Here is a 26,283-nt window from a genome sequence, read left to right on the forward strand (position 1 = left end):
CTCCTTCCAACAAGGAAAATGCAAATGAAGCAAGCGCATCCGAATCCAGATCTCCCCTAAACTCCCCAGCTTTAATCCCGTCACGAATAATACTTTTCATCATATCCAAATGGTTATGCAGTCCTTGCCTTGCCCGGTCACGAAGCTCCGTATGCGTATCGTCACTTTCTACTGCTGTATTCTGCATGGGGCATCCGCCAACAAATGGCGGATTATCAACAACATCCTCATACACACGAAAAAATGCAAGTAACCGCCCTGACGCAGACTGCTCTCGGTCGACCGCCTCGGCAAATTTCCCGCTAACCAAACTGGCAGCGTAATTGTAGGCTTCAAGCGCAATCTCATCTTTACTTGTAAAATGCCGATAGATGCCCCCCTTCTTAATTCCGGTGTCGGCAATAATATCGTTTAACGATGTACCGGCATACCCTCTCTGATTAAAGATTGCTGCCGATTTCATAATAATGTGCTCTCTAGTACGATCTCCTTTTTTCATAGGTTCCTCCGAATGATCTTATTCTAATCTAACATTATATCAAATTTTACGGCCGAAGCCTTGCCAATGTCTTAATTCCTGATATAATAAAGATACCGATCGGTATCATTTATTATAAAACTAACCCATTCCAAAGGCAATCTTGTTTGGCATCGGCTCAGTGCTTACCTTTAAGGTCTAATGGGCAAACTAATGCGTGGAATGGATTTCGAACGAAAACAGGAGGAACTTTCAATGAGTGTAAAAGTAGGTATTAACGGTTTTGGGCGGATCGGAAGACTCGCTTTTCGTCGAATTCAAGAAGTGGACAATATCGAGGTTGTGGCCATCAACGATCTAACTGACGCAAAAATGCTGGCTCATCTGCTCAAATATGATACTACGCAAGGCACTTTCCATGGAGACATCGAAGTTCAGGATGGAGCCTTTGCTGTTAACGGTAAAGAAGTTAAAGTGTTAGCTACCCGTAACCCTGAAGAAATTCCTTGGGGCGAGCTTGGCGTAGATATCGTACTCGAATGTACTGGTTTCTTCACCACCAAAGAAAAGGCTGAGCTTCACCTGAAAGGCGGAGCAAAGAAAGTCGTTATTTCCGCTCCGGCAACAGGCGACATGAAGACCATCGTGTATAACGTCAATCATGAGACACTGGATGGAACAGAAACCGTCATTTCCGGCGCTTCCTGCACAACGAACTGTCTGGCTCCTATGGCTAATGCTCTGAACAATAAGTTTGGCATTCAATCCGGGTTGATGACAACCGTTCACGCTTATACAGGCAACCAGAACACCCTTGACGCTCCGGACGCAAAAGGTGACTTCCGCGCAGCACGGGCGGCTGCAGAGAATATTGTTCCTTATTCCACCGGTGCGGCAAAAGCTATTGGCCTCGTTCTTCCCGAACTGAAGGGCAAACTGGATGGTGCATCTCAACGTGTGCCTGTAGCAACAGGCTCTGTAACGGAACTCGTAGCCGTATTGAACACCAAAGTAACAGTGGATGAAGTGAATGCCGCTATGAAAGAAGCATCTGATCCGGACACGTACGGATATACAGAAGACCAAATCGTCTCTTCCGATGTGAAGGGAATGACATTCGGCTCCCTCTTTGATGCCACGCAAACAAAAGTTCTAACTGTAGGCGACCAACAACTGGTGAAAACCGTAGCCTGGTACGATAATGAAATGTCCTACACCGCCCAACTGGTTAGAACCTTAGAATATTTTGCAAAAATCGCCAAGTAACTGGCTGCAAGCATATGCCAAAAAACGGGTGTTATCCTCATTCGAGGATAGCACCCGTTTTTGACCTTTAGGCTCTCTGTGCAATAACAAGATTTTCACTTAATAATCCGTGTGATCTAACCGATACTGCCTTCCATTTCGAACTTGATCAACCGGTTCATCTCAACCGCATATTCCATGGGCAGTTCCTTTGTAAAAGGTTCGATAAAGCCCATAACAATCATCTGGGTGGCCTCAGCTTCGTTCAGACCACGGCTCATGAGATAGAACAACTGATCCTCTGACACCTTAGAGACCGTCGCTTCATGCTCTAGTATAATATTGTCGTTCTTGATCTCGTTATATGGAATGGTATCTGAAGTCGATTGCGGGTCCAAAATAAGGGTATCGCATTTTACATTCGACTTGGAGCCTTCTGAATTACGGCCGAAGGACGCCAAGCCGCGGTAGGTTACATTCCCGCCGTGCTTACTGATTGATTTTGACACAATAGTTGACGTTGTCTCTGGCGCGAGATGAATCATTTTAGCGCCCGCATCCTGCCGCTGTCCCTTTCCTGCAACTGCAATGGAGAGCACAGAACCTTTCGCGCCGCGGCCTTTGAGCACAACAGACGGATATTTCATCGTCAGCTTCGAACCGATATTTCCGTCCACCCATTCCATCGTGGCATTTTCCTCCGCAACCGCACGTTTGGTCACGAGATTGTAGATGTTCGGGGCCCAGTTTTGAATAGTCGTGTATCGGGCACGCGAATTTTTACGGCAAATAATCTCAACGACGGCGCTGTGCAGAGAATTCGTACTATAGATCGGTGCTGTACAGCCTTCTACATAATGCACAAAACTGTCCTCATCCGTGATAATCAAAGTCCGCTCAAACTGACCCATGTTCTCCGAGTTAATGCGGAAATACGCCTGCAGCGGGATCTCGCATTTGATGCCTTTCGGTACATAGATGAAGCTGCCTCCGGACCATACCGCACTGTTCAGTGCTGCAAATTTATTATCGGATGGCGGAATGATCGTACCGAAATATTGACGGAACAGTTCGGGATGCTCGCGCAGTGCTGTGTCCGTATCTGTGAAAATAACGCCTTGTGCCTGCAAATCTTCCTTCATGCTATGGTAAACTACTTCGGATTCGTATTGTGCAGACACGCCAGCCAGATACTTCTGCTCCGCCTCAGGAATGCCGAGCTTATCGAAGGTCTCCTTAATCTCCGATGGCACCTCTTCCCAGGTCTTCCCTTGCTTCTCTGAAGGCTTCACATAATAGCGGATATCATCAAAATCCAGATCCGACAGATCGCCGCCCCACTGCGGGGTTGGCATAGCATAAAATTGCTCCAGCGCTTTCAAGCGAAAATCGAGCATCCATGCCGGCTCCCCTTTCATTTCTGAAATGGCGGCAACAATCTCACGATTTAATCCTTTACCCGCTTGAAACACGGATTGATGGGTATCCCGAAACCCATATTTGTAATCACCCAGCTCTGGCATTTGTTTGGCCACGTTCAAGCACCTCCTTTTATTCCAAGCTTACGTTCGACTAATTGTATGATTTGGTCCTGCACATCTTCATAGGGAATCTCTGCAATGACCGGCATCAGAAAACCATTAATAATCAGCCGCTGCGCCTCCTCTTTGTTAATTCCTCTGGACATTAGATAATATAACTGTTCCGCATTGACTTGTCCTACACTGGCTGCATGGCCTGCTTTGACATCATCTTCATCAATTAACAGGATCGGATTCGCATCTCCGCGTGCCTCTGGGCTGAGCATCAGTACCCGTTCTGTCTGCTGGCCATTCGTCCCGCTCGCCCCCTTCTCAATCTTTGTAATCCCGTTGATGATCGCCGTAGACTGCCCGGTCATTACTGCTTTGGTAAGCATATCGCTATCCGTATGTTTGCCAAAATGAACCGCGCGGGTGGTCAGATCCAGCTTCTGCCCCCCTTTTCCGACACAAATGATCTTGGCATCCGAGGAGGCGCCGGTCCCTTGAATAAGAGTTGTTGTATCGCTCACGGCATTCCCTTCGTTTAATTCACCGATAATCCATTCGATCGCCCCATCTGCTTCAACCACTGCTCTGCGGTAAGTCGTATCAATTACGGATGCCTCCACATTGTGAATTGATACAATGCTAACCTTCGCCCCCGGCTTGACGAAGACTTCGAGCATTCCATTAGTAGAATAGCTTCCGGTACTGCCAAGAGACGATATCACATTCTCGATGAACGTCACGCAGCTGTTCGCTTCAGCAACAATCAGCACATGCGGCATGTGGATCGCATCAGCCTGATCCTGTACGAATAACGCTTGGAGTGGAACCTCAATATGTACATTCTCAGGTACATAGAGAAACACGCCGCCTGTTCTGGCAGTAGCATGTAATGCTGTAATGATATTTTCATTTGCATGAATTGCTCTCATATAATAAGGTCGAACAAGATCGGTATGATCTCTGACCGCTATATCCAGATCTGTAAAGATAACACCTTTACCTTCTAGCTCATCAGACAAGCGAATAAAAGCAACGCCCGAATTCCGGCCTACGATCACATTTTCGGAAACCACATGACTCGCTGCCCCCGCCGGCAGTTCTTGCAACGATGACACACGCCGCGGTTGCACGTGGGAACCAAGAAGTCCAAAGTCCCATTGCTCCAGTCTCGTCTTCTCAAGCTTCGGGTATGGCAGCTGCTCAACAAGCTCTAGCGCTTGCAGTCGCTCAGCCAAGATCCATTCCGGCTCTTCCCGCGTTGAAATAAAATCAATCAGGCTGCTTTTATCCACCGATAACAGCGTTCTGTTCACACTCATTGCTGCTCCTCCTCGCCCTAATCTTGACCTACGGTCTCGTCCTCAATGCCAAGCTCTGCCTTCACCCATTCATACCCTTCTGCTTCCAGACGTTCTGCAAGTTCAGGGCCGCCTGATTTCACAATTCGGCCTTGCATCATGACATGAACGAAGTCCGGTTTGATATAATTGAGCAGGCGCTGATAATGCGTGATGATCAAGAAACCACGGTCCTCATGTCTAAGCGCGTTCACGCCCTCAGCCACAATTCTCAGCGCATCGATATCAAGCCCTGAATCAATTTCGTCCAGGATGGCAATTTTCGGTTCCAGCATCATCATCTGCAGAATCTCATTTCGTTTCTTCTCACCGCCAGAGAAGCCTTCATTTAAATAACGGTGCATAAACTCAGGATTCATCTCTAGTGTTTTCATCTGGGACTCCATCTGACGAATGAATTTAATAAGGGAAATCTCGTCTCCTTCTTCACGTCTGGCATTAACCGCGCTGCGCAGGAAATCAGAATTCGTCACACCAGCAATTTCACTTGGATACTGCATCGCCAGGAATAGACCTGCTCTCGCCCGCTCATCTACATCCATTTCTAGCAGATCTTCACCGTTTAAGGTGACGTTCCCGCTAGTGACTTCATATTTAGGATGCCCCATCAAAGCTGAGGCCAGCGTGCTTTTCCCCGTTCCATTCGGCCCCATGACCGCATGAATTTCCCCGCCTTTAATTTCCAGGTCGAATCCTTTCAAGATCTCCTTACCTTCAATAACAGCTTTTAAGCCATTAATAGTTAGCCTCGTTTTCATTAGGGTCGATTCCTCTCTATAAAATTATTGTTACAACGCAGACTTCTCTATCCGGACACATCTTTTAGAAAACTTGAAGAACTTCATGAATTCCATCGACTTCTTCAAAAATGGCCCGTTCAATGCCAGCCTTCAATGTGATTGTTGCACTGGGACAGCCATTACAGGCTCCCAAAAATTTCATTTTAGCCACTCCGTCCTTAACCTCAACCAATTCCGCATCCCCGCCATCACGAATTAAAAAAGGACGCAGTTTTCTAAGTACATCATCTACCGCTTCGAACAATTCCTCTGAACCTCTCATTTCATAACTCCTTTCATAGAGGATACTGCCGTCTTCACTGTTCGCATTTAGTTAATCAATGGCCTTTCTTTCGCTCATTCTTTCCTCTAATTCATCAATCATGTCTTGATAAAACCGCTTGATAAAACTTAATTCTTCGCTAGTGTAGCGTTCTAAAAACCGGAAATACCGGTCCTGCTCCTCCTTGTGCAGCTTTGCGTGCAGTACGTATAATTCCTGAGCTTTTGCCGTTAATCTGAAATGAATTTCCTTCTTGTTATCATTAAGACGGATCCGCTCAATAAAATCATCTTCCAACAATTTGGTCGTTATCTTTGTTATGCTCGCTTTCGTTAAGTCCATTTTTTCTGCAAGTGCTGTATTGTTAATGGGTTCATTATTGCCAATACAGTCAATGACGTGAACAGCTGTAAGATTAGCAGGATATTCAAAAATCCCCTTCTCTCTAGCTATTTGCAAAAACTCTTTAAACTCCAGACTTCCGTACTGTTCACTTAAATGAGCGGTTTTCCAATACAATCCGTATATATATTGTTTCATTTCGGCCGAATGACTCATCGTAATCGTAAAACCTCCAGTGATAAATTGTTAGATGGTTAACAATATTATCGTAACACGACAACTACTGACGATCAATTCATCCACCGAAATCAAAGAAGTTGTTCACCACCATTTCTCAGTGATATCATTTTTGTTAACTAGTTAACGATTAAATCATAGCACGATTGATAATAATTATCAATGTCATTTGAAAAAGTTCCTGCTTACCCCATTGATAATAAAAAAACAGTCTGAATAGACTGTTAGTTAGATGATTGGTACAGCTCATTGAAATCTAATAACGCTACAATATAAATTTTTAACGCAGTAATCAGATTAGGAATGGACTGCACCTCATCCGGGCCGTGAATCTGGCCATGACCAGGAGGCAGATCAAGCGATGAGAAATCAGTCGGCAAGCCAGGGCCAAAGCCTACTGCATGAGGCAGCTTTCTGGCATAAGTACCTCCACCCATTACAAATGGCTCCGCAAGCTCTCCTGTTACGACTTGATAAACATCCATGAGACACTTTACCTCTGGCGTATCGGGATCATAATAACTCGGCTCACTATCATGAATATTAGTCAGGGTAAAGCCACTCTTCTGCAACTGCTGCAGCAGCACCTGGGATGACTGATGAATAGGGTAGCGAATATTTAACTCCAACTCCAGCCGTCCATCCCGCCCTTGTAATAACGTTCCGACACATGTTAAAGCTCCAGAAAGCTTATCCTCACAATGTATGCCTAATGCCTTTCCATCATAATGACTGCAAATATCATAAATGTTCTCCAGTTGCTTGTGTGTAGACTCCTCAAACCATGCACTTCGCAGCAAGGGCTCTAGAAGAATCGCTATCGCATTACTTGTCCCTTCAGGAAATGCTGCGTGTCCGGACTTGCCGGCTGCGAATAAAGTAATCTCCTCTTCCGTCTGACTATACTGAATATGAGATGGCAGAAGGCTTAGCTTGGCGACCGCTGCTTCATCACGTCGTACAATAAGTTCAGCATAACCAGGCACACTATTAGAAGCCACTCCCCCCTGTATACGAAGGATAGATGAATCTGCAATATCACAGCTTAAGGTAACCGAGAGCATTCCCTTTTCTCCATAACAGACCGGAAATCCGCTGTCCGCCACAATATTAAAGTCAGGGGCATCATAATGCTCACGATAATACGCAGCATCAAGCATACCTATTTCCTCGCCACTTCCGATAATATGCTGCAGCTGATAGTTTAACGGGATACCCAGCTCCTGAATAAATCTGAGTGCATAAAGAACGGCAATGACTGCACCTTTATTATCCTGTACACCTCTGCCGATGAGAAAACTCTCCTTCTGCGTACAAAAAAAGGGCGGGTAGCTCCACCCCTCTCCTGCAGGAACAACATCGACATGTCCCCAAATGCCTACAGATCGCTTTGATTCATCTCCAATACGAATTTCTGCACAATAGTACTCCCGATTAAACGTTTGCAAGCCATGTCGTTGGCCTAAATTCAATATGTACTGAATCGCCTCCGCACACTTTTCCCCGAATGGATAAGGAGAGGATGGATCATAGCTGGCTACACTTGGAATACTTACTAATCCGGCAATGTCTTCTAATAGCTCTGCCTTATGCTTCTCAATCCATTGTTCAATCTGCTCTTCAATAGCTAAACCCCTCATTACCTTTCCCCCGATCTTAGAGTATCTTGTCATTATCCTTTTATTGCACCTTCTGTTAGCCCAGCGATAATGTACTTCTGACCGGCTGCATAGATCACGATAATAGGCAACATCGCCATTAAATACGAAGTGAAGGCCATGGTGTAATTGAAGGAATATTCGGTCTTGAAGTTATATTGAAATAAGGGGAGTGTCCAAAACTCCTTCGCTTTATTCAAAATTAGTAATGGAAGCATAAAATCATTCCAGAACCATAATGAATCCATAATGATAAGCGTCACCAGCATCGGCATAATTAAACGTAATGTAACCAGATAATAGATTTGAAAGGTGCTACAGCCATCAATTCTTGCCGCCTCTTCAATTTCGGTGGGCATCCCTTCAATATAATTGACGAGCAGAAATACCCCTCTTGTTAAGCTAAGCGCTCCATATAATAAAATGAGTCCAAACGGATTTAACAGATTCATATTGGTCATGATTTTAGTTAAAGGAAGCATAATCACTTGAAAGGGCACAAACAATCCTAACAGGATATAGAGATATAAAAATTTATAATATTTTTTATGACGGTTACGGGCAATAGCATAAGAAACGGTAGGATTAATGACGAGAACGATGAATACAGATCCGACTGTAATCAAGGCCGTATTCCATACCACTCTCCAGTAATTCCCCTTAGACAGCAGCTCTGCGTAATTCGAAAAATTCAAGGCTTTGGGAAAACTGAAAAAACCTTTACCAGCTTCTTCTAATGTCTTAAAGGAATTAATGATAACAAGATACATCGGCCCCAATATAATGATGATTCCAATAAGTAAAATGATATTTCGGAGAATACGCCAGCCAAGCCCTTCTTTTCGTATCGATACATTCATACTTAATGGACACCACCTTTACGTGTTAGTTTAATTTGGATAAAAGATAGCACTGCAATAACAATGAACAATATGACTGACTCTGCATTAGCCATCGCAAACTTTAAGTTCTGAAATGCATCATTATAGATCATAATCCCAATAACATTGGTGGATTTTATTGGACCGCCACCTGTCAGGGTATAGGCATAGTCAAAGGAAGTGATACCTGATTTAATCGCAAGCACCATATTTACGGTAATCGTCGGAATTAGAAATGGAAATGTAATATAACGAAAACGGTTAAAGGTACTGGCCCCATCAATTCTCCCCGCTTCATACAGCTCGGAGGGAACAGATTGCAAGCCTGCAATAAAGATAAGGGTCGGCAAGGCCACGGCCTGCCAAATGTTAACAATCACAACAGCAAACAAAGCATACTTGGGATGGGCTAAAGGACTTTGGAATAATTCCATAATGTTTAAGGCCTGACCAATCGGAGGAATGACTCGCACAAATATCTGGTCCCAAATTAAAGAAATGGTTACAGCACTAATGATGGCCGGCACGAAATATATCGACTTGGTAAAGGTTTGCAGCTTCTTAAGAGAATTTAAGCTTAAAGCTAAAATTAATGACAGACTCATTACTCCTGCTACAAGCATTACTGCATATTTTCCAGTAACTAATAATGAGTCCCTAAAATTCGGGTTATTCCATAGCTCCACATAGTTACTAAACCCTACATAATTGTAGCTAGAACTAATCCCATTCCAATCTGTAAAGCTATATTGAATCCCTACAATAACTGCATAAGCAAAAAATAGTGTATACAGAATGATAGCCGGAACCGTGAATAAGAAATAAGTTGAGCGTTCTAGAAATTTGCCTATCATGCTGCACCTTCCTCATCTCATTGTTACGTGAAGCTTGTAAATAGGGAACGACAATTTGAATGCTCAAATTGTCGCTCCGTTCAAAGCTATTGTTTTTACTTAAATCAATTTCACGCTCACTTATAGATTTATGAAATTGATTACTTAACAGCGTTAAGCTTGATCGTCTCATCAATGTTCTTCAGGTATTGCTCAGGCGTCTCGTTATTAATGAGATAACCTTGAGTTGTACTATATAGCTCCGTTACGATCGCACTTTGGAGCGTTGAAGACATCCAGTCATGAACTCGACCATTGTCGATAAAATCAAGGATAGGCTGTAAATATTGATCGCCATAGGTTGTACCCTTAATGATGGAAGGTTCGCCAGATAGATCAGACCATTTCTGAGCAACCTCAGGTCGGGCAATATACTTTAAGAAGGTAAGCGCAGCTTCTTTTTCCTCAGGCTTTGCTTTTGCGGAGATGGACAAGGAAGCATTGACGCCTGATAAAGCTGTCGTTGTATCTACAGTATCATTGGGAAGCGGGAACGCACCGAATTTCAAATTAGGGTTAGCAAGCTTAATATTCCCACGACCGTATGAGCCAGAAATAATCATAGCGGCTTGACCATTAGCAAAGGCTTCCTGCATCATTTGAGCACTCACACCAAAAGCATCCTTATTAGCATACTGTGTTAGTTCTTTGAGCTTCTTAGCAAATTCCAAGAATACCTGATTGCCTTCCACTTGACCTTCGCCATTAGCCACTTTAACCATTTCTTCAACACCACCAGGTGCAAAAGCAATGTTCGTTGCTTGGAAGATATGACCTACATCCTTCAATGGAAGATAGAGTGGTGTAATGCCTTTGCTTTGGAATAGTTTGCAGGCTTCGATAAATTCAGCATAGGTGGTTGGGATGTTCACGTTATTTTGTTCGAATAGATCGATATTATAGTAGACTGCCATGTAATTTCGAGCATACGGCAAAGAGTAGTATCCACCGTCATCTGCCGCAGTCATATCCAAATATTTTTCGTTAACATCTTTGATAAAGGGTTGATCGCTTAAGTTTTCGATGTAGCCATTTTTTACTTTTTCCTTAAATTGAAGCTGTGTAGGAAAATCAGTAAATAGGGGTGGAATATCATTTGTTGCAAAACGGGAGGTTAATACTTTAACCGGGTCAGGCACGGTATTCATATTAATTACGATATTCGGATTTTCCTTTGTAAAATCAGCGATAATTTCGTGATAAGCATTTTGTATGGCTTCCTCACCCTGCTGCTGGAAAAACTCGATTTTAACAACATCACTCTTGCTTGCATTTCCGTTCTCTGCTGCGTCTTCCTTTCCGCATGCCGTCAGAATAATGGACATTAATAACATAGCTGTAACAGATAGCTTTGCAGTTCTTTTCATCTCTTTCTCCCCTATCTATATAAGACGATTAAAATTCTCACTTAAGGCTTGGTCGTCACTACGGTGAATGTTTGGACTTCTGGTCGCTGTTGTCCCCAGGGCACTTACTTCCCTAATGCACGATTCGCTAAATTCGTAATGACAACATCGTCCATTGGCGGATTATGAAGTCCTGCACGAACATCGCGATACATACGCTCCAGCGGGTAACTCTTAGAAAGGCTCAAGCCGCCTACAATTCTCATCGCGTGATCAACCACACGTAGTGCCGCATTGGTAGCAAGATGCTTGGCAACACCTAGCTCAATCTTCAAATTTTCGCGATTATCCTTTTCCTTATCCCAACGATCTGCAGTATCATAAAGGAAGGTTCTTGCTGTAATTAAATCAAGTTCAATTTCTCCAATTAGACGCTTAATATTCGGCAGCTCAGCGATTGGGACTTGTAATGAATTAGGCTGATGGTTCGCTGCAAATGAAAGGGCGAAATCCCTGGCACCATGTGCAATTCCGAGATAACAAGCAGGAATATGCAGCATGTTACCGTCTGTTGGGACAGGCTTACGCAGCTGATCACTTGCTTTTCCACGAATGAGATATCGGTCCGGAACAAATACCTCTTTCATGGCAACATCATGACTGCCAGTGGAACGCATGCCCATCGTGTTCCATGTCTCCAGCACTTCAACGCCATCGCCAGCTTCTACGAGAAATGATCCTACAGTATCGGTATCTGACATCGTAGCTGCAATAATAAACTTGTTAAGAATCGGACTTAACGTACAGTACGATTTCTGACCCGTAATCCGCCAGCCACCCTCAACTTTAACGGCTGTCGTCTCAGGCTTACCACCACGGGTCGGACTGCCCATTGCTCGCTCACTTACCAGTTCGTTCAATACTAGCCCATCATTTACAACCTCAAGACATAGCTCACTAAAAAGCTCTTCTGGAATTGCACCTGATAGATGAAGCTGCTTCAATAAACCAATATGCCACCCGATTGCCAGTGCAGTGGAGCCGTCTCCTCTTGCCAGTCGCTCTTGAGAAAGAACCAGTTCGTAAATCGATGCTTCCTCTCCTCCATATTGCTTTGGTACGGTAAGAGCAAGGTATCCGCTATCTCTTAACTCATTAAAATTCTCAAAGGGAAATGTCCCTTCAAGATCATGCTTAGGAGCTCGCTCTGCAAAAATCCCTGCCAGCTGATCTGCTCTTGCTGCAATTTTTGCTTCCCGCTCATTTCGTATAAAACGATCTGAAGAATCAGAGTATGTCATCATTAACAACTGCCTTTCTCATAATCCATAGTGGTTTACTTCGTTTAATAGTAATGTTATTTCCTTAAAAATTGAATATAAAAAATCCGAGTTTTTTATTGTAAAAAGCCGTAATATATAAGACGAACTTTAGCTTAAGCTCTCCACTTAAATTTCGGTCGTCACTACGGTGAATATTTGGACTTCCGGTCGCTGTTGTCCCCAGATTTCTTCGATTAAACCGCTTCTAGCGGTTGAAATCTGGGCAACTTATGCTTTCGATGCGAGCTTTCCTTCGGAAAGCTTTTAGGCGATCGCTTTCGCTCCTACAGTTCCAACCATTCCCCTTCGTTCCTTCTCGCTTTTTTGTTACTTTCTTTTGTTCATCTTATATAGCTGTCCGCTAAATGCTGTTTACGATATTCATTGGGTGTAAATCCATAAAATTTCTTGAACACATTGGAAAAATACTGCGGATCTTGCTCAAATCCACATTGTTCAGCTACTTCATATATTTTCAATGTAGGATGTAAAAGCAATAGCTCCTTCGCCTTCTTCATGCGAACAGAGGTCAAGAACTGAGTGTATTTCTCTCCTGTATCTTGTCGAAACAGCTTACCCAAATACTCAGAGTTAAGAAATAAATAATGCTGCGCCAGCCATTGCAAAGAAAGCTGTCCATTCTGAATATGCTGGATCGTTAATTGCTTTATTTTTATAACCAGCATCGCCTTCTTATCAATCTTACGGTAATGATAGCTTGTATACAGCTTGCCTAACTCCTTCTGGAACGCTTGTATATCTTGCCCCCCTACAACTGTAGCTGCTGTACTAATGCCATGTTCTGATTTCAACTGATTGCGTATGTAGGACAGGACATGATTATTATTGTCTTGAATGGTAAGTAAGGATAACCCCTTACTTAATAATTGCTCGATCCATGATCTCGATATCTTCATTAATTGGGCTTCATCACCATCAACAATCGCCTGGAGCAAATCACTAGGGATAGAGGAAGAAAGGATTCCTTGATTTTGGGGCATGCTTGAAGCAATGTTGCCCGCAGCATTACTACGAATAACATCTACCTCGCCCTTAGACCACTGCAAAGCCTCAGTAATCTCATGCTCATCACTTGGCTTTAGTAAATACCGTCGCACCCCAAAACGCATCGCCTGAGTAGCCAGTTCAAACTCTCCGAATCCTGACAATACAATAAAGACAATCTGGGAAGAAATCTTTGAGCCCTGCTCAATTAATTGAAGTCCGTCAATAATAGGCATTTTAATATCCGTAATGACTACATCCGGCTGGAGCTCTTGAATCTTCTCTAATGCCTGCTGTCCATTAATAGCTGTCCCTACCAACTCCATACCAAGGGTAATCCAGTCTATGGCTTCTGCAATTCCTTCTCTTGCCATCCGTTCATCATCGACGATTAATACCCGATAGCTAGACATGACTATTTCCCTCCTTCAATAAAACAGGAATTGTAATTCGAATAATGGTTCCTTGATCCATGCCTTCCAAAATCCCAATACCATAGGGCTCTCCGTACAGTAATCGCAAACGCTCATGAATGCTTCTTAGTCCAATGCCCTCTCCCGGGCCTTGCTCTAAATAATGCGTGTCCATCCCTGGACCTTGATCCGCAATCCAAATCTCTAATTGCTCGCCAAAACGCTCCCCGCTAATCGTAATGTGACACTCTCCTGTTAATTCATCAATACCGTACTTTATAGCATTTTCAACGATAGGCTGGAGGATGATTGCAGGAATATAACAGCTGTTTAAATCATCAGGGATATTGATTTCACATTGCAGCCGTTCTTCAAAACGATATTTCTGAATGAGTAAATAGTTATGTACATGCTGAATTTCTTCCTGTAACATGACCATTTCCTTTCGGCTTGTTGTGCTTCGCAACATATCACCCAAAGCTTTAACCATACTGGAGATGCGCTCTTGTCCCTGTCTGCGTGCCAGCCAGTTAATAGAATCTAACGTATTGTACAGAAAATGAGGATTCAGCTTCGCCTTCAGTGCTTCATACTGAGACTCCTTGATATGGATTTGTTTGATGTAATTATCCTTAATTAAGCGGTCTAATGAGGCGGTCATTTTGTCAAAGCTATTCGTTAACCATCCGATTTCATCCCTATTCCTCACAGGCTCTTCTCGATAAGTGGCAAAATCACCTTGCTCTACCTTGCTCATCCGAACAGCCAGCGTCTCCAAGGGACGTGTAATGCTTCTTGCAAAAATTAAGCCGATCCACACAAGCGAGATCAGAATGAGCGTATATAAAAGCAGTAGGATTTTCTTCATCAAAATAGCTTTCTGAAATAACGATTCATAAGGTACCAGATTCACCAATGTCCAACCTGTAAAGCTCATTGTAGATAAGGTACTTAAATACTTATGACGATTTAACGTGACCATCTCATAGCGCTCACCTGAGCGTTCATTCTGTATTAAAGAGCTTGGCATCGGCTTAGCTTTCCACTGCTCATCATTCCAATAGATTGGGGTATGATCTTCATAGATGAGCAACTTATTATTGGAGGATGACGGATTGGAGCCCATGGATTCAATCAAATCATCCGCATTCACCCGAACAATTAACGTTCCTAACGATGGAAAATCCATACTCTTCACTCCCCTTATTTCCCTTAAGGAAGTAAAAATCTTGGAATCTCTTTCCCCACCCTTCCACAGACTGCCCCCTTCCTTCTGAGCGGCCATTGCAATAAATTGCTTACTATAAGCTGGTGCAGTCTCATCCTTGGTTGTGCCCAGCCAGTAACCCTTGCCCCAATAATCAATAATCGCCACAGAGCGAATCGGATAATTAAAAAAACGGTAGGATAACAGCTTCTCTTCCATCGCATGAATCGCATAATAGGTTTCGCGACTATTCTTGCTCTGCTTGATCTTCTCCAGCCCTTGCTGAATGTCAGCGTCACTTGCGATCGATTGTGTCATTCGGTCAATGGCGGCTAGCTTGTCCTCAATTCGCTCTGAATACAAATATAGCTTTTCACTAGTTTGTTCATAGACAAGCTGTTCATATAACTTATGCATATTTTGTACATATAAAAGGCTGATGCCACTCGTCAGTAGAACACCGATCAATACAAACAACACCAGCTTATGCCTGATTCTTATTTTCATTCTGAATTCTCCCCTTGCCCCGTCTAACCGCTTCTATCGTATCCCGGAGACAATGCTCTAATAAAAAATACTCTATATTCCCTAGTAAAACAATAAGGGAATAAGAGTATAGTTGTTGGGAATATCGAAGTTTTCTAAATTTCTGACGATCTGAGACGCGGACTTTATGGGCTATATTAAAATAAATCAAGATTATCGATGATATATAAACGTTGATTTTTTAGCTTCTACCAACTAACTCAATCTCCGTAAACTCATCGTTCCCCCATTCCTCCCAGGATCCCTCATACGGGCGGATATCGGGATATCCAAGTAAACGTAACACAAAATAGGTATGTGCCCCGCGTTGGTTGGTTTGGCAATAAGGGATAATGATTCGCTCCCGCTGAAGACCGGCTTCGGCAAACTCTCTTTCCAAGGTGGAGTTATCCTTAAACCGGGTAACTCCCCTCTCGTCTGTTTCCTGGAGTGCGTCACGCCATTCTTTATGAATCGCACCAGGAATACGCCCTCCTCTTCTATTGTTACGCTGATCCTCACCGGTATACTCCAAGATGTTACGTGTATCAAGCAGAATAACATTCTGTAGTCCTGCCTGAAGTTCCTCTTTGGAAGTAATGAGCAGCGGGTTAGCGTTTAGACTTATTGAACTCTCTCTGCGAGGTGACGGCTGATCACTAGAGACCTCATAACCTTCTGCCGTCCATGCCGCAAAGCCGCCATTAAGAAGCTTCAATTGATCTCGCAGCCCGTAATACTCAAGAACATAAAAGGCACGTGTGGCAAGCACATTATTACCTTCGTCATAAATTACAATCGTTGACTCATTGGTGATCCCGAAGCCTTCTAACAATTGTTGTACCTGCTCTTTAGGAACAATCGATTTTTGAACAGGTTCTTTTAATGCTTTGACATTCAGCCAGTAAGCACCCGGAATATGCGAAATTTCGTAGTTATTGGCTCTAGCATCAAGCAGGATCAAATCTGGCCCGCCTCTATGCTCTTCCAGCCATTCGCTATCTACAAGCAGATGACCGTTAGGATATGATGAATGTTGATCCGTCAAAATAACAAACTCCCCTCTACAATTAAAGTGGCTCGAAGCCTAAATTCTCCCTTAGCGTGTGCCCTGTATAGCTTGTTGGAAATAAGCCACGGCGTTGTAATTCAGGAACAACCAGATCAAGGAACGCTTCTGCTCCCCCGCTTGCCAGCTCAGGCATAACTGTAAAGCCATCGGCAGCACCACTTATAAACCATTCCTCCATAGTATCAGCTATTTGCTTTGGCGTCCCTGCTATGTTCAGCTGACCATGCCCAACCCAATGCTTCTCAAGGAGTTCCCGAAGGGTTACCGTCTGATTATTCACTACTTTTTGCACCATTTGATAAAAGGATTGATATGCGTTTCCTCCACTTCTATCCGGTAGCTCGGGGAACGGCTCATCCAGTGGATATCCCGAGAAATCAATGCCAAGCAGGTTGGATAATGACATAACCGCTCTTTTAATAGGTGCGAGCTGCTGAAGCTCCGTAGCGATTTTAAGCGCATCTTCTTCATTTTCAGAGACGATGACATGAAGGGCTGGCAGGATCTTAATCTGCTCGGGGGATCGTCCAGCTGCTATGGCTCTATCTTTAATGTTTTTGTAAAAGATACGTGCATCCTCAATGGACTGCTGAATCGTGAACAGTAATTCTGCAAACCCAGCAGCAAGATTTCTACCGTCCTCAGAGGCGCCAGCTTGGATCAGAAGAGGTCTGCCTTGAGGTGAGCGCATAAGGTTTAATGCTCCGCGTACGGAATAGAACTTCCCCTCATGGTGGATCTCGTGTACCTTATCGACCTGCGCATACACCCCTGATTCTTTATCCTGCACAAGCGCGTCAGATTCCCAGCTATTCCATAGCTTTAAGGCCACCTCTGTAAATTCACGGGCACGCTCATAGCGTTCCGCATGAGGGGGTAATTCCGATAGTCCAAAATTAAACGCTGTTCGCTCAACCCCCGTCGTTACAATGTTCCAGCCCGCTCGCCCCCCACTAATATGGTCCAGCGATGACAATAATCTAGCTAAATTATAAGGCTCGTTGAACGTAGTGGATACAGTAGCGATTAAACCAATCCGTTCCGTTACAGTTGCGATTGACGAAAGTAAGGTCAGAGGCTCAAACCCAAAAATCGGACTATATTGCACCGCTGTAGCTTCAATGGATAGACCATCTGCAATAAAAAGCGAGTCGATGCGAGCCGCTTCAGCTTTTTGAGCAATGCGAAGATACTGCTTGATGTCGTGAATATCTTTTAACTGTGTGCTCTCATGGCGCCATGCGCCTTTGTGGGAACCAGAATTTTGGAGAGCCAGGTTTAATATCATTCTACGACTTTGTTCGCTCATCGTTATCACCTTTACTCCTCTTATTTCATACCACTTAGTGCGATACCACGTATAATTTGCTTTTGAAAAATAAGGAATAACAAGATCAGCGGCGCAATTGAAATCGTTGTTCCAGCCATAATCAGAATCCAGTTACTTGTATCCTTGAGCTCACTGGAGAAATAAACAATCCCGACAGGCAATGTGAACTTCTCTTCCGTTTGTAGCACGATCAGCGGCCAAATGAACTGGTTCCAGTTTCCAATAAACGTGAGAATGATTAGGGTAACGATAGCAGGCTTTACGAGAGGAATCGCTATATTAAGCAGAATACGCCACTCATTAAGACCATCGATGCGGGCGGCATCCAGCAGCTCAGAGGGGATAGAGTCCATAAATTGCCTCATAAGAAAGATCCCAAAGGCTGTAATAATACTAGGGAACAACACACCCCAATTGGTATCTGACCATCCAAACTCGTTGGCAATCAAATACCATGGAATAATAAGCATTTCCGTTGGCACCATAATCGTGCTAATGATGATAAGAAAAATAACCTGCTTGCCGATAAAAGAAAATTTGGCGAGTACGTAGCCTGCTGCTGTATCAAAAATAACAACCGTGGCGGTTCCAATTAAAGAAATAATAAGTGTATTTTTGATCCAGTCGCCAAACGGAGCCTTTTTAAAAATCGTAGCATAGTTATCGAATGTTATGGTCTCTGGGATCAGGCTCAAGTTATATACATCCTGCGGAATTTTAAAAGAAGTAGCGACCATCCATAAAAAAGGAAACAGCATAATCCCGACACCGATAATGAGCAATAAGTAAATGAGTGCCGTATGAAGCTTCTTAACGGGTAATCTCTTGCTACCTTGGACTTCCCTTGCTGAGCTCATTGGAGCGTCCTCCTATTAATATTCTACTTTTTTATTCAAGACTTTTAATTGCAGTAGAGTGAGCACTAAAATAATCGCAAATAGCACTACCGTGGCAGCCGCTGCTCTGCCCATCTTGAACTGCTGGAACGCTAAATTGTAAATGTAGAGGACCATCGTTGTTGTGCTGTTTAGAGGTCCCCCATTAGTCATACTTAGCACTTGCCCAAAGGATTGCAGATAAGAGATGACACCAATCACTGCTGAAAATACGATCACAGGATTCAGTAAAGGCAGCGTAATATGAACAAATTTCCGCCATCCGCTTGCTCCGTCAATAGACGCAGCTTCATAATACATTCTAGGTATCGCCTCTAACCCAGTCATAAACACCAGCATTTGGAAGCCGATGCTTTGCCAGATCATCGTTAATGTCACCAGAATTAGTGCTTGGCGTGGAGATTGCAGGAATAATTGCGGCTCTATCCCTAACTGTAGCAGCACTTCATTCAACCAGCCATTACGCATGAGAATCCAACGGAATACCCAGCTAACGGCGACAATGCTTGTCACGTAAGGGATAAAATAGATCGTTCGAAAAAAGCCACGAAAACGATAAATGCTTTGCAGAAGCAAAGCAACAGCTAGACCCGCAATGAGCTGGCCTGGGACGCCTATAAGAACAAATTTGAATGTATTTAAAATAGATTTACTAAAAATTTCATCGCTGAATATGGTGCTGAAATTCTCAAAACCGACGAAGGGCTTCTCTGAGGACAACAAATTCCATTCCCTTACGCTTACATTAAAGGCATAGAAGATGGGGAGCATGCGTGTGCTGAGGAAATACAATAACGGTATACCCAGCACGATATAAATAAACAGGTATCGCTGCGTCTGATAGGACAGCCTTACACGGAACAGCTCCCTGCTTTTTCGGGCAGTGAGTCTGATGACATGTGTGAGCATCTCTAATATTTCCTCCCTTTAAAGAAGGATAGGGCGCTAGCAATGAGCTAAGCGCCGCTGATCCTGCTATTATTTTTTCTTGTCGACCTCAGCCCAGTAGTCATCGTAGAGCTTCTGCACTTTTGCCACAAGATCGTTAAAGGCCTTCTCGACAGAAACATGGTTTACCAATACTTCATTGGTCGCATCGACAAACAGAGTTTTTTCTTGCGTCTCATCGATGAAGAAATGCGCACGGCTATGATCAAGCTGCGTGATGAAAGGTCCGAGCTTCTCATCCTTCACATATTTATCCTGGCTTGCTACTGCTTTCTGTGCAGGCAGTTCCCCGATCCGGTCCACCCATTTCTCTTGAACTTCTTTGCTTGTTAAAAATTTCAGAAACTCCGTAGCGGCTTTTAGCTTATCCCCTTCTACGTTTTTCGGGATTGCATTCGCCCAGAACGAGGATGGTGTTGACTGGGCTTTATATGATGGGAGTGGCGCAACTCCAAAATTCAAATTCGCAAAATCCTTCTTAATGGAGCCTAGACGGAACGAACCGTCAATATTGAGTGCTGCGAAGCCATTCATAAAAGCATTGCTATCATTTTCATAAAAGCCGTTAATTCCAACCTTATGCTTGATGGCGAAATCGAGCAAGTATTGGAAAGCTTCCAAGCCAGCTGGCGTATCAGCCCATAGAATTTTGCGGCGATCTTCGCTTAAATCCTGGCCGCCCGCTTGAGGCAGAAGACCATCACGATACCAGTGATGCAGCTGCGCCCCAGGTTCCCATGCCAAGCCTTCTACAACAAACTGACCTTTAGCATCCTTTTCTGTTAGTTTTATAGAGTCCTCTACAAGCTGCTCCCAAGTCGTTGGAAGCTCCTTGATTTGTGCCTTGTCTAGCAGGTCTTTGTTATAAAATAAAGCGAGTGTGCGCACTGCGGTAGGAATGGCGTAATAGGAGCCGTCGATTTTGGCGGCTTCAACGAGCGGGTAGTAGTCTTTTTCAATTTCCGCAGTAGGGAAGCTGTCTTGAGGCAGTGGCTGCAAGTAGCCTGCGGCAACATATTTCGGTAACCAGCCATAATAGAGATTAATAATATCCGGGCCTTTTCCTGCGGGTACGAGCGTGGCTACTTTTTGATTATATTGGTCATAGGGGAAGTTGGTTTGCTTGACCTTAATATTGGGATGAAGGGTTTGGAATTCTGTAATGAGTTCATCAATCAGCTCGACTTTAGCTGGAAATTCATATTGCCAATATTCAATCGATACTTCTTTTTCCGGCTCACTCTTTTCCGAAGCTGTAGGTTCGGTCGCTGCATTGGACGGCTTTGCATTTTCTTTTTTATCATTACTACTACCGCTACTGTTACTGCTGCATCCAGCAAGCACCAAAATGATGGCGAGCAAGGTTGTGATTGATTTTATCCCTTTTTTATTTTGCATGATATCCACTCCCATTTTTATAAAATGTCTATACTAACCTTGCTTGGACAAGCTTGAATTTGAGGTAACTTCATCATGTCGTAGCTGTTTCAGGTTCAATAAGCGACGCGCATTATTGCCGAATATTTTTTCAATATCGTCTTCGGGTATACGAAGATCACGTGCGGCACGAACTTGATCCTGTAAGTAGCGATAAGGGAAGCCTCTTGGAAAACCGCTAGCATCTGTTCCGAAAATGATCCGGTCTGGTCCGATTAGCTCATAAGTTTTGCGTAATACAGATTCTAAAGTTAGCTCGTATGGCATCCAGCGCATCCATTGGTTAGAGCCTGACGTATCCACATACACATTCGGACAGCTCCAGCATAGGTGCAGCAATTCCTGAAAATATCCAGCGCCGAAGTGCGGAATGATGAATGGAATATCGGGATAATCACGAGCCGTATTAAAAATAGCAAGCGGACTAATATTGGGATGATGAGCGATCCCTCCCGCATGACCTAGCAAGCCGAAGTGTATGAGTACAGGCAGTTTCTTTTCAGATAAAAAGTTCCAAATCGGTGTGAAAGAAGGATCATCAAAGGGGCGTGAGATTAACGGTCCAAACAATTTGTAGCCCTTCAAGCCAAGCTCATTGACAGCTCTGCGCAGCTCAGCCTCCGCACCTTCCTCCTCAATCGAATGATAAGCAAAGCCCGTAAAGCGGTCTGGGTGTCTGGAAATTTGGTCAGCCATATTGTCATTATTTAAGGCTGTCAGAAAGTTCAGTCCACCAATTCCGTATTTATCAAGCTCCTGAACCCATCGATCAATTAGCGGAGTAGTATCACTCTCATCATGTACAGGTGCCGGTTCGGGAAAGTCCCAGGTCAGACGCATTCGTTCGCTGCGCTCGGCGCCGTAGCTTGAAATAAGTGCATGACTATTTTTGCTGCCTAATTGAAGCTGGTAAGGTAGATGTCCGTGAATATCAAACACTTTGAACGATTTGCGAAACATCCCGATCACTCCATTTCTTTTGACTGATTCTGATTCAAACGTAGGGCTCGGTCGTTACTTTCTTTTGTTCATCTTATAAAATTGGTTAAACTATCATCGAGCTGTGCTGAGGCGGTCGCTACATGTGTTTCTCGTTCACTAAGCCACTCTTCCAAGCTGTGCAGCCTGCCGTGTTGAGCTTCTAATGCCCGTTTGATTTCACTCGGACTTGGTCCTCCTCTAAGCTTGCGGATGTTGACAAAATGCTCAGGTTCTAAAGCTAGCTTAAACTTCTCCTCACTTAGCTTCAGAGGGACGCCAATCGTATGGATTGCGATCTCATTAAGGGATTGCAGGTCTAATTCCCCAACTCCTTTCCCTTGTTCAACGGCCTGTGACACGAGCCTACTAACAATCTTGTGAGCATGGCGGAAAGGGATTTCTTCTTCTCTTACTAGGGTGTCTGCAAGCTCCGTTACGGTTGCAAAGCTGGCCCCAGCACGCTTCTTCAGTACGTCTTTATTAACTTCCAAGGAGTCAATCACCTTTGACAGCAGCCTATAGATAACCTCAAGCGTATCAAGGCTTTTCCAGGCGTAGGGCTGCAGATCATCCTCCGTGTCTACGATATCGCCAAAAGGGGTGTTATGAATCATCGTGAGTACGGTTTGTGAGGACCCAGCAACGCTGGATAATAATGAGCGAATGTGCTCAATCGAGACAGGGTTTCTCTTTTGCGGCATAATCGAACTGATTTGTACATAAGGGGCAGCAACCTTTATAACTGCAAATTCCTGAGTACACCACAGCAATAGCTCTTGAACGAAACGTCCGAGATTAATCGCTGCCAGCTGCGTACCAGAAGCAATCTCAGCAACATAATCCGCCCCACTTACCGCGTCATAAGAGTTCTCGATGAGTCCATCAAACCCCAGCAGCTCTGCCACACGTTCTCGATTGATGTCATAGCCTGACGTAGTTAGAGCAGCCGCTCCCAGACTACTTAAATTACAGTTGGCATAAGCAGCCTGAAGCCTGCGAATATCCCGGGCCAGTGAATCACTTACCGCGGCGATATAATGGGCGATTGTAGTAGGCTGTGCTTGCTGGGTATGAGTATGGGCGATAAAGATTGTGTCCGTATGTTTCCCGGCAAAATCAAGCAGGCTAGCATGTAGTTCAAGCGCAGAGTGAAGTGTTAGAAGCAGCTTTTGCCGTAATGTAATTCGGTAAATGGCAATCCCCATATCGTTGCGACTGCGTGCAAGATGCAGATTACTTGAAGATTCATCCGATAATTTCAGAAGCTTATCCTCAACTTCAAAGAATAAATCCTCAAACTGTCCGTTATAATTTCCTTCTCTGAATTGTTCCAAATCAATGTTGAGCAATGCCTTCGCTATGTTCGCGGAATCCTTTTTGGATAGTAGACTTTGCTCATATAGCATTACGAGATGTGCTTTATGTACTGCAATCATCGGTAAGAGCAGCTCTTGCTTCGCATGATTGTAGGCGGGCTCCAGCACCGCTTCCACATAGGTCTTACTCGGAAACTGGTTTCCCTCCTCTTGTCCATGCCTTCTAATGACCAAATTATAGGACCTCCCTTTATAAACGCTGTTACGATCAATAGCGGAAAGATAAATGACAGAGAAAATAAAAACAGCCAGAGAAAATCGCAAGTGTGCGACATCTCCGGCTGTCCGGTTGAATGTGTATTATTCTTATTGGAATGATATGAAAAGGATGATAGCACCATTTGAAATTATTTACAATACTTTTTTTATAACAAAATATGAGTATATAAAAATTGTGAGATTGGTGAGTATATTTCTCAGTTATTTATGAAGCAGTCCTCGTTAGCTCAATATTCGATTTCTATATCCAATCATCGAAATGATCGTCTACAAATGTAATCACATTCTCATAGTGAGCCAACTGTCCCTCATCAATCATTTTTTGAAAAGCCTGGTTTCCGTTAGCAGCAAATTTTTTTATCGTATCACATAGAACAATCAATCGTTCAATAATCCATTCCCGCAGATTATTAGGAACGGGTATACCATAAGATTCAAAAAACAAATGAATTCGCCGACGGCGCTCTGCAGCATGTTTTTCATGCTGATAGGTTACTATTTCGATTTTCCCCGAAGAAAAGTCAGGCATGAAATCGCCAAGCGGTATCGATGTGTACAGGGTATATGCAATGTCCCACAGGCGTGGACCTGGGCCTGCCATATCAAAATCAATCAGCGCCGCCGGCTGACCATTCCTAAAGACAAGGTTATAAAACGCTGCATCATTATGGCAGATCACTTCGTGCTCGGCATCATTAGCATATATAAGCTGCCATTTGGCCTCACTACTGGGTGTAAAGGACACAGTCCCATCATGGAACTGACGTAAAAGTTGAGCCAAGCCCACAAGCGTTTCGTCCGTCCACCATGTGTACGTTTCAAGCTCCGGCTGATTAATATCTCCACTAACAAATGTCAACATTTCACGGCCGGAGTCATCGATTCCGAGAAATCTTGGTGCTCCCTCAAAGCCTTGTCTTTCTAAATGTTTGAGCAGTTCATGAACACTTGAACTCCAATATCCTATAGGGCGACGAACAGTGTCTCCTATACGAACTATATGGTTTACATTTCCGCCACTCAACACTTCTTCTTGAGTCATAAGGTTCATTCCTCGCTTCTTCATGCATGATCATTGCAGATTTCACCTGAGGTTCTCACCTGATAATAGCAAAATGTTACCGATTTTCACTGATCAAAAACAATTATAATTAAACATTCATGACCCTAGCAGATCACAGGCTAACTGCCCGTTAGCGTAAAAACGACTCTTTCCATCAGCTTCCGACCTCTTTGGCAGCATCGTTACGAATCAGGCAAGAAGCCAAGAATCCGATCCCCAGCACAAGTGCCAACAAAATAAAGGTGAGCGAGAAGTTGTCCGTTCTCATGCACTGAATCGCAATAATTGGCCCTAAACTCGTTCCCGCAAACAGGATAAACGTATAAACAGATACCGCGATGCCACGCGATTGCCCACCAAACTGACCCACAAGAGATATGAGAGCTGGACCTACAAGAGCGATTCCCGCAATAAAGATGACGCTCATAATCACAAGCAACGTTAAGTTTGAGATTAGACCTAAAGAGGCAAGCCCGAGTACAGCTAATAATAATCCTCCACGCAATATCTTCATTGTGCCGAAACGCTCAGCAAGCATTCCTGCAAAGGGTGAAAGCAACATCCCTAACACACCAGCGGAACGAACGTATAAAATCTCCTGTTTGCTTAACCCAAATGTCGAGCTGCTCAAATAGGTGCCCAAAACAGTCGACATACTTACGAACGACATCAAAAGTACCAGCGCTACTAAATAAGCTAGTATGAGGTTCTTACGGGCAAATAATTTCCCTATGTTTCGAATCGGATCCAGGATACTGGAATTTGGATTCTGAAAATCCGCTTTAGGTAGGAATTTCAAGACCAGGATAGCAGTAATGGAATAAACCACTGCCAAAAAATAAAAAATGGCGTTCCATCCATAATATTGGCTAACAATTCCACTCATCACTTGTCCAACGATTCCGGCTACCATAAATCCGGTTGTAATGAACCCGATCGCCGTGACCCGTTTTTGCGCAGGGAACATTTCAACAGCATAGGCAAGTGCAACAGGAGAGAACGTTGCTGCAGCCGCCCCCTGAAACCCACGTAATACAATGATCCAGGAAAAATCGCGGACCAGGCCAATAAGCAAAGATATGCAGGTTAACGCAATTAATCCGATAAATATAACACTCTTGCGGCCATATTTTTCAGATAATGGACCATAGATAAGACAACCTATCGCAAATCCCAACGAGAAGATACTGCCTGCAGTTGCAGCCTGCGTGGAAGATACTCCAAAGACATCCGAGAACAAGGGAATGAGCGGAAGGGTAACGTACAGGCTAGACATGATAACCATGCCTGCCCAACACAGAATCATGGTCATGGCGGTATAATTTCTGGAGGGATGATTAGCTGATATTGCTTGGTTCATAAGAACACCTCTTTTTTTAAAAGATGACGCCCCTGCGGGGCTTACATCAAAAGCCCCCTTCGCTGGATTAGCGGAAGGGGCCAGTTCAAGTTTATGC

The 26,283-nt window shown here is 43.9% G+C and carries 23 protein-coding genes; 1 reads left to right on the top strand and 22 read right to left on the bottom strand.

What is annotated here, in order from left to right:
• A partial coding sequence (locus HPT30_RS06880) for a TetR/AcrR family transcriptional regulator (protein WP_175370689.1) occupies positions 1-499 on the bottom strand: 499 nt, incomplete at its 3' end.
• A 234-nt stretch (positions 500-733) separates the two neighbouring features.
• Between HPT30_RS06880 and gap the strand changes: the two genes are divergently transcribed.
• Positions 734-1,744 (top strand): type I glyceraldehyde-3-phosphate dehydrogenase, encoded by a 1,011-nt coding sequence (gene gap / locus HPT30_RS06885; RefSeq protein ID WP_175370690.1) that lies wholly within the window; start codon positions 734-736, stop codon positions 1,742-1,744.
• A gap of 116 nt (positions 1,745-1,860) precedes the next feature.
• Here gap and sufB read toward each other — a convergent pair whose 3' ends face one another.
• From sufB to HPT30_RS06990, 21 genes are all read right to left on the bottom strand, one after another.
• Positions 1,861-3,246 (bottom strand): Fe-S cluster assembly protein SufB, encoded by a 1,386-nt coding sequence (sufB, locus tag HPT30_RS06890; protein WP_175370742.1) that lies wholly within the window; start codon positions 3,244-3,246, stop codon positions 1,861-1,863.
• A 14-nt stretch (positions 3,247-3,260) separates the two neighbouring features.
• Positions 3,261-4,574 (bottom strand): Fe-S cluster assembly protein SufD, encoded by a 1,314-nt coding sequence (gene sufD / locus HPT30_RS06895; RefSeq protein ID WP_175370691.1) that lies wholly within the window; start codon positions 4,572-4,574, stop codon positions 3,261-3,263.
• A 17-nt stretch (positions 4,575-4,591) separates the two neighbouring features.
• Positions 4,592-5,371, bottom strand: coding sequence for a Fe-S cluster assembly ATPase SufC (gene sufC, locus HPT30_RS06900; RefSeq protein WP_175370692.1), 780 nt, complete (start codon positions 5,369-5,371; stop codon positions 4,592-4,594).
• Positions 5,372-5,435: 64 nt separating this feature from the next.
• Positions 5,436-5,675, bottom strand: a complete 240-nt coding sequence (locus HPT30_RS06905) for a NifU family protein (protein WP_175370693.1) — start codon at positions 5,673-5,675, stop codon at positions 5,436-5,438.
• Between the two features lie 51 nt (positions 5,676-5,726).
• On the bottom strand, positions 5,727-6,233 hold the full coding sequence (locus tag HPT30_RS06910) for a MarR family transcriptional regulator (protein WP_175370694.1): 507 nt from the start codon (positions 6,231-6,233) through the stop codon (positions 5,727-5,729).
• 245 nt (positions 6,234-6,478) lie between these two features.
• Positions 6,479-7,894, bottom strand: coding sequence for a Sapep family Mn(2+)-dependent dipeptidase (locus tag HPT30_RS06915; protein ID WP_175370695.1), 1,416 nt, complete (start codon positions 7,892-7,894; stop codon positions 6,479-6,481).
• A 32-nt stretch (positions 7,895-7,926) separates the two neighbouring features.
• Positions 7,927-8,772 carry a carbohydrate ABC transporter permease gene (locus HPT30_RS06920; protein WP_175370696.1) on the bottom strand — a complete coding sequence of 282 codons (846 nt, stop codon included), beginning with the start codon at positions 8,770-8,772 and terminating at the stop codon, positions 7,927-7,929.
• 2 nt (positions 8,773-8,774) lie between these two features.
• A complete protein-coding gene (locus tag HPT30_RS06925) occupies positions 8,775-9,647 on the bottom strand; it encodes a carbohydrate ABC transporter permease (protein WP_175370697.1) in 873 nt (290 codons plus the stop codon).
• Between the two features lie 140 nt (positions 9,648-9,787).
• The gene (locus tag HPT30_RS06930) at positions 9,788-11,053 is read right to left on the bottom strand and encodes an ABC transporter substrate-binding protein (protein WP_175370698.1); all 1,266 of its coding nucleotides are present in this window, start codon (positions 11,051-11,053) and stop codon (positions 9,788-9,790) included.
• A gap of 104 nt (positions 11,054-11,157) precedes the next feature.
• Positions 11,158-12,333: an acyl-CoA dehydrogenase family protein gene (locus tag HPT30_RS06935; RefSeq protein WP_175370743.1), complete on the bottom strand. Its 1,176-nt coding sequence runs from the start codon at positions 12,331-12,333 to the stop codon at positions 11,158-11,160.
• A gap of 362 nt (positions 12,334-12,695) precedes the next feature.
• Entirely contained in the window at positions 12,696-13,772 is a 1,077-nt protein-coding gene (locus HPT30_RS06940; RefSeq protein WP_175370699.1) for a response regulator transcription factor, read from the bottom strand.
• Positions 13,765-15,486: a cache domain-containing sensor histidine kinase gene (locus tag HPT30_RS06945; RefSeq protein WP_175370700.1), complete on the bottom strand. Its 1,722-nt coding sequence runs from the start codon at positions 15,484-15,486 to the stop codon at positions 13,765-13,767. The genes HPT30_RS06940 and HPT30_RS06945 overlap by 8 nt, the downstream gene beginning before the upstream one ends.
• 220 nt (positions 15,487-15,706) lie before the next feature.
• Positions 15,707-16,552 (bottom strand): sulfurtransferase, encoded by an 846-nt coding sequence (locus HPT30_RS06950; RefSeq protein ID WP_175370701.1) that lies wholly within the window; start codon positions 16,550-16,552, stop codon positions 15,707-15,709.
• A 22-nt stretch (positions 16,553-16,574) separates the two neighbouring features.
• On the bottom strand, positions 16,575-17,885 hold the full coding sequence (locus HPT30_RS06955) for an LLM class flavin-dependent oxidoreductase (protein ID WP_175370702.1): 1,311 nt from the start codon (positions 17,883-17,885) through the stop codon (positions 16,575-16,577).
• Between the two features lie 20 nt (positions 17,886-17,905).
• Positions 17,906-18,763 (bottom strand): carbohydrate ABC transporter permease, encoded by an 858-nt coding sequence (locus HPT30_RS06960; protein ID WP_066365032.1) that lies wholly within the window; start codon positions 18,761-18,763, stop codon positions 17,906-17,908.
• A gap of 15 nt (positions 18,764-18,778) precedes the next feature.
• Entirely contained in the window at positions 18,779-19,711 is a 933-nt protein-coding gene (locus HPT30_RS06965; RefSeq protein WP_066365035.1) for a carbohydrate ABC transporter permease, read from the bottom strand.
• A gap of 69 nt (positions 19,712-19,780) precedes the next feature.
• Positions 19,781-21,148 carry an extracellular solute-binding protein gene (locus HPT30_RS06970; protein WP_175370703.1) on the bottom strand — a complete coding sequence of 456 codons (1,368 nt, stop codon included), beginning with the start codon at positions 21,146-21,148 and terminating at the stop codon, positions 19,781-19,783.
• Positions 21,149-21,181: 33 nt separating this feature from the next.
• Positions 21,182-22,147, bottom strand: coding sequence for an amidohydrolase family protein (locus HPT30_RS06975; RefSeq protein WP_175370704.1), 966 nt, complete (start codon positions 22,145-22,147; stop codon positions 21,182-21,184).
• A 68-nt stretch (positions 22,148-22,215) separates the two neighbouring features.
• Positions 22,216-23,718, bottom strand: a complete 1,503-nt coding sequence (gene argH, locus HPT30_RS06980) for an argininosuccinate lyase (protein WP_175370705.1) — start codon at positions 23,716-23,718, stop codon at positions 22,216-22,218.
• A gap of 286 nt (positions 23,719-24,004) precedes the next feature.
• Positions 24,005-24,805: an aminoglycoside phosphotransferase family protein gene (locus HPT30_RS06985; RefSeq protein WP_175370706.1), complete on the bottom strand. Its 801-nt coding sequence runs from the start codon at positions 24,803-24,805 to the stop codon at positions 24,005-24,007.
• A gap of 175 nt (positions 24,806-24,980) precedes the next feature.
• A complete protein-coding gene (locus tag HPT30_RS06990) occupies positions 24,981-26,186 on the bottom strand; it encodes an MFS transporter (protein WP_246316968.1) in 1,206 nt (401 codons plus the stop codon).
• Positions 26,187-26,283 lie beyond the last annotated feature (97 nt).

It is taken from the genome of Paenibacillus agri (genome assembly GCF_013359945.1).
GTDB classification, from domain to species: domain Bacteria; phylum Bacillota; class Bacilli; order Paenibacillales; family Paenibacillaceae; genus Paenibacillus_AQ; species Paenibacillus_AQ agri.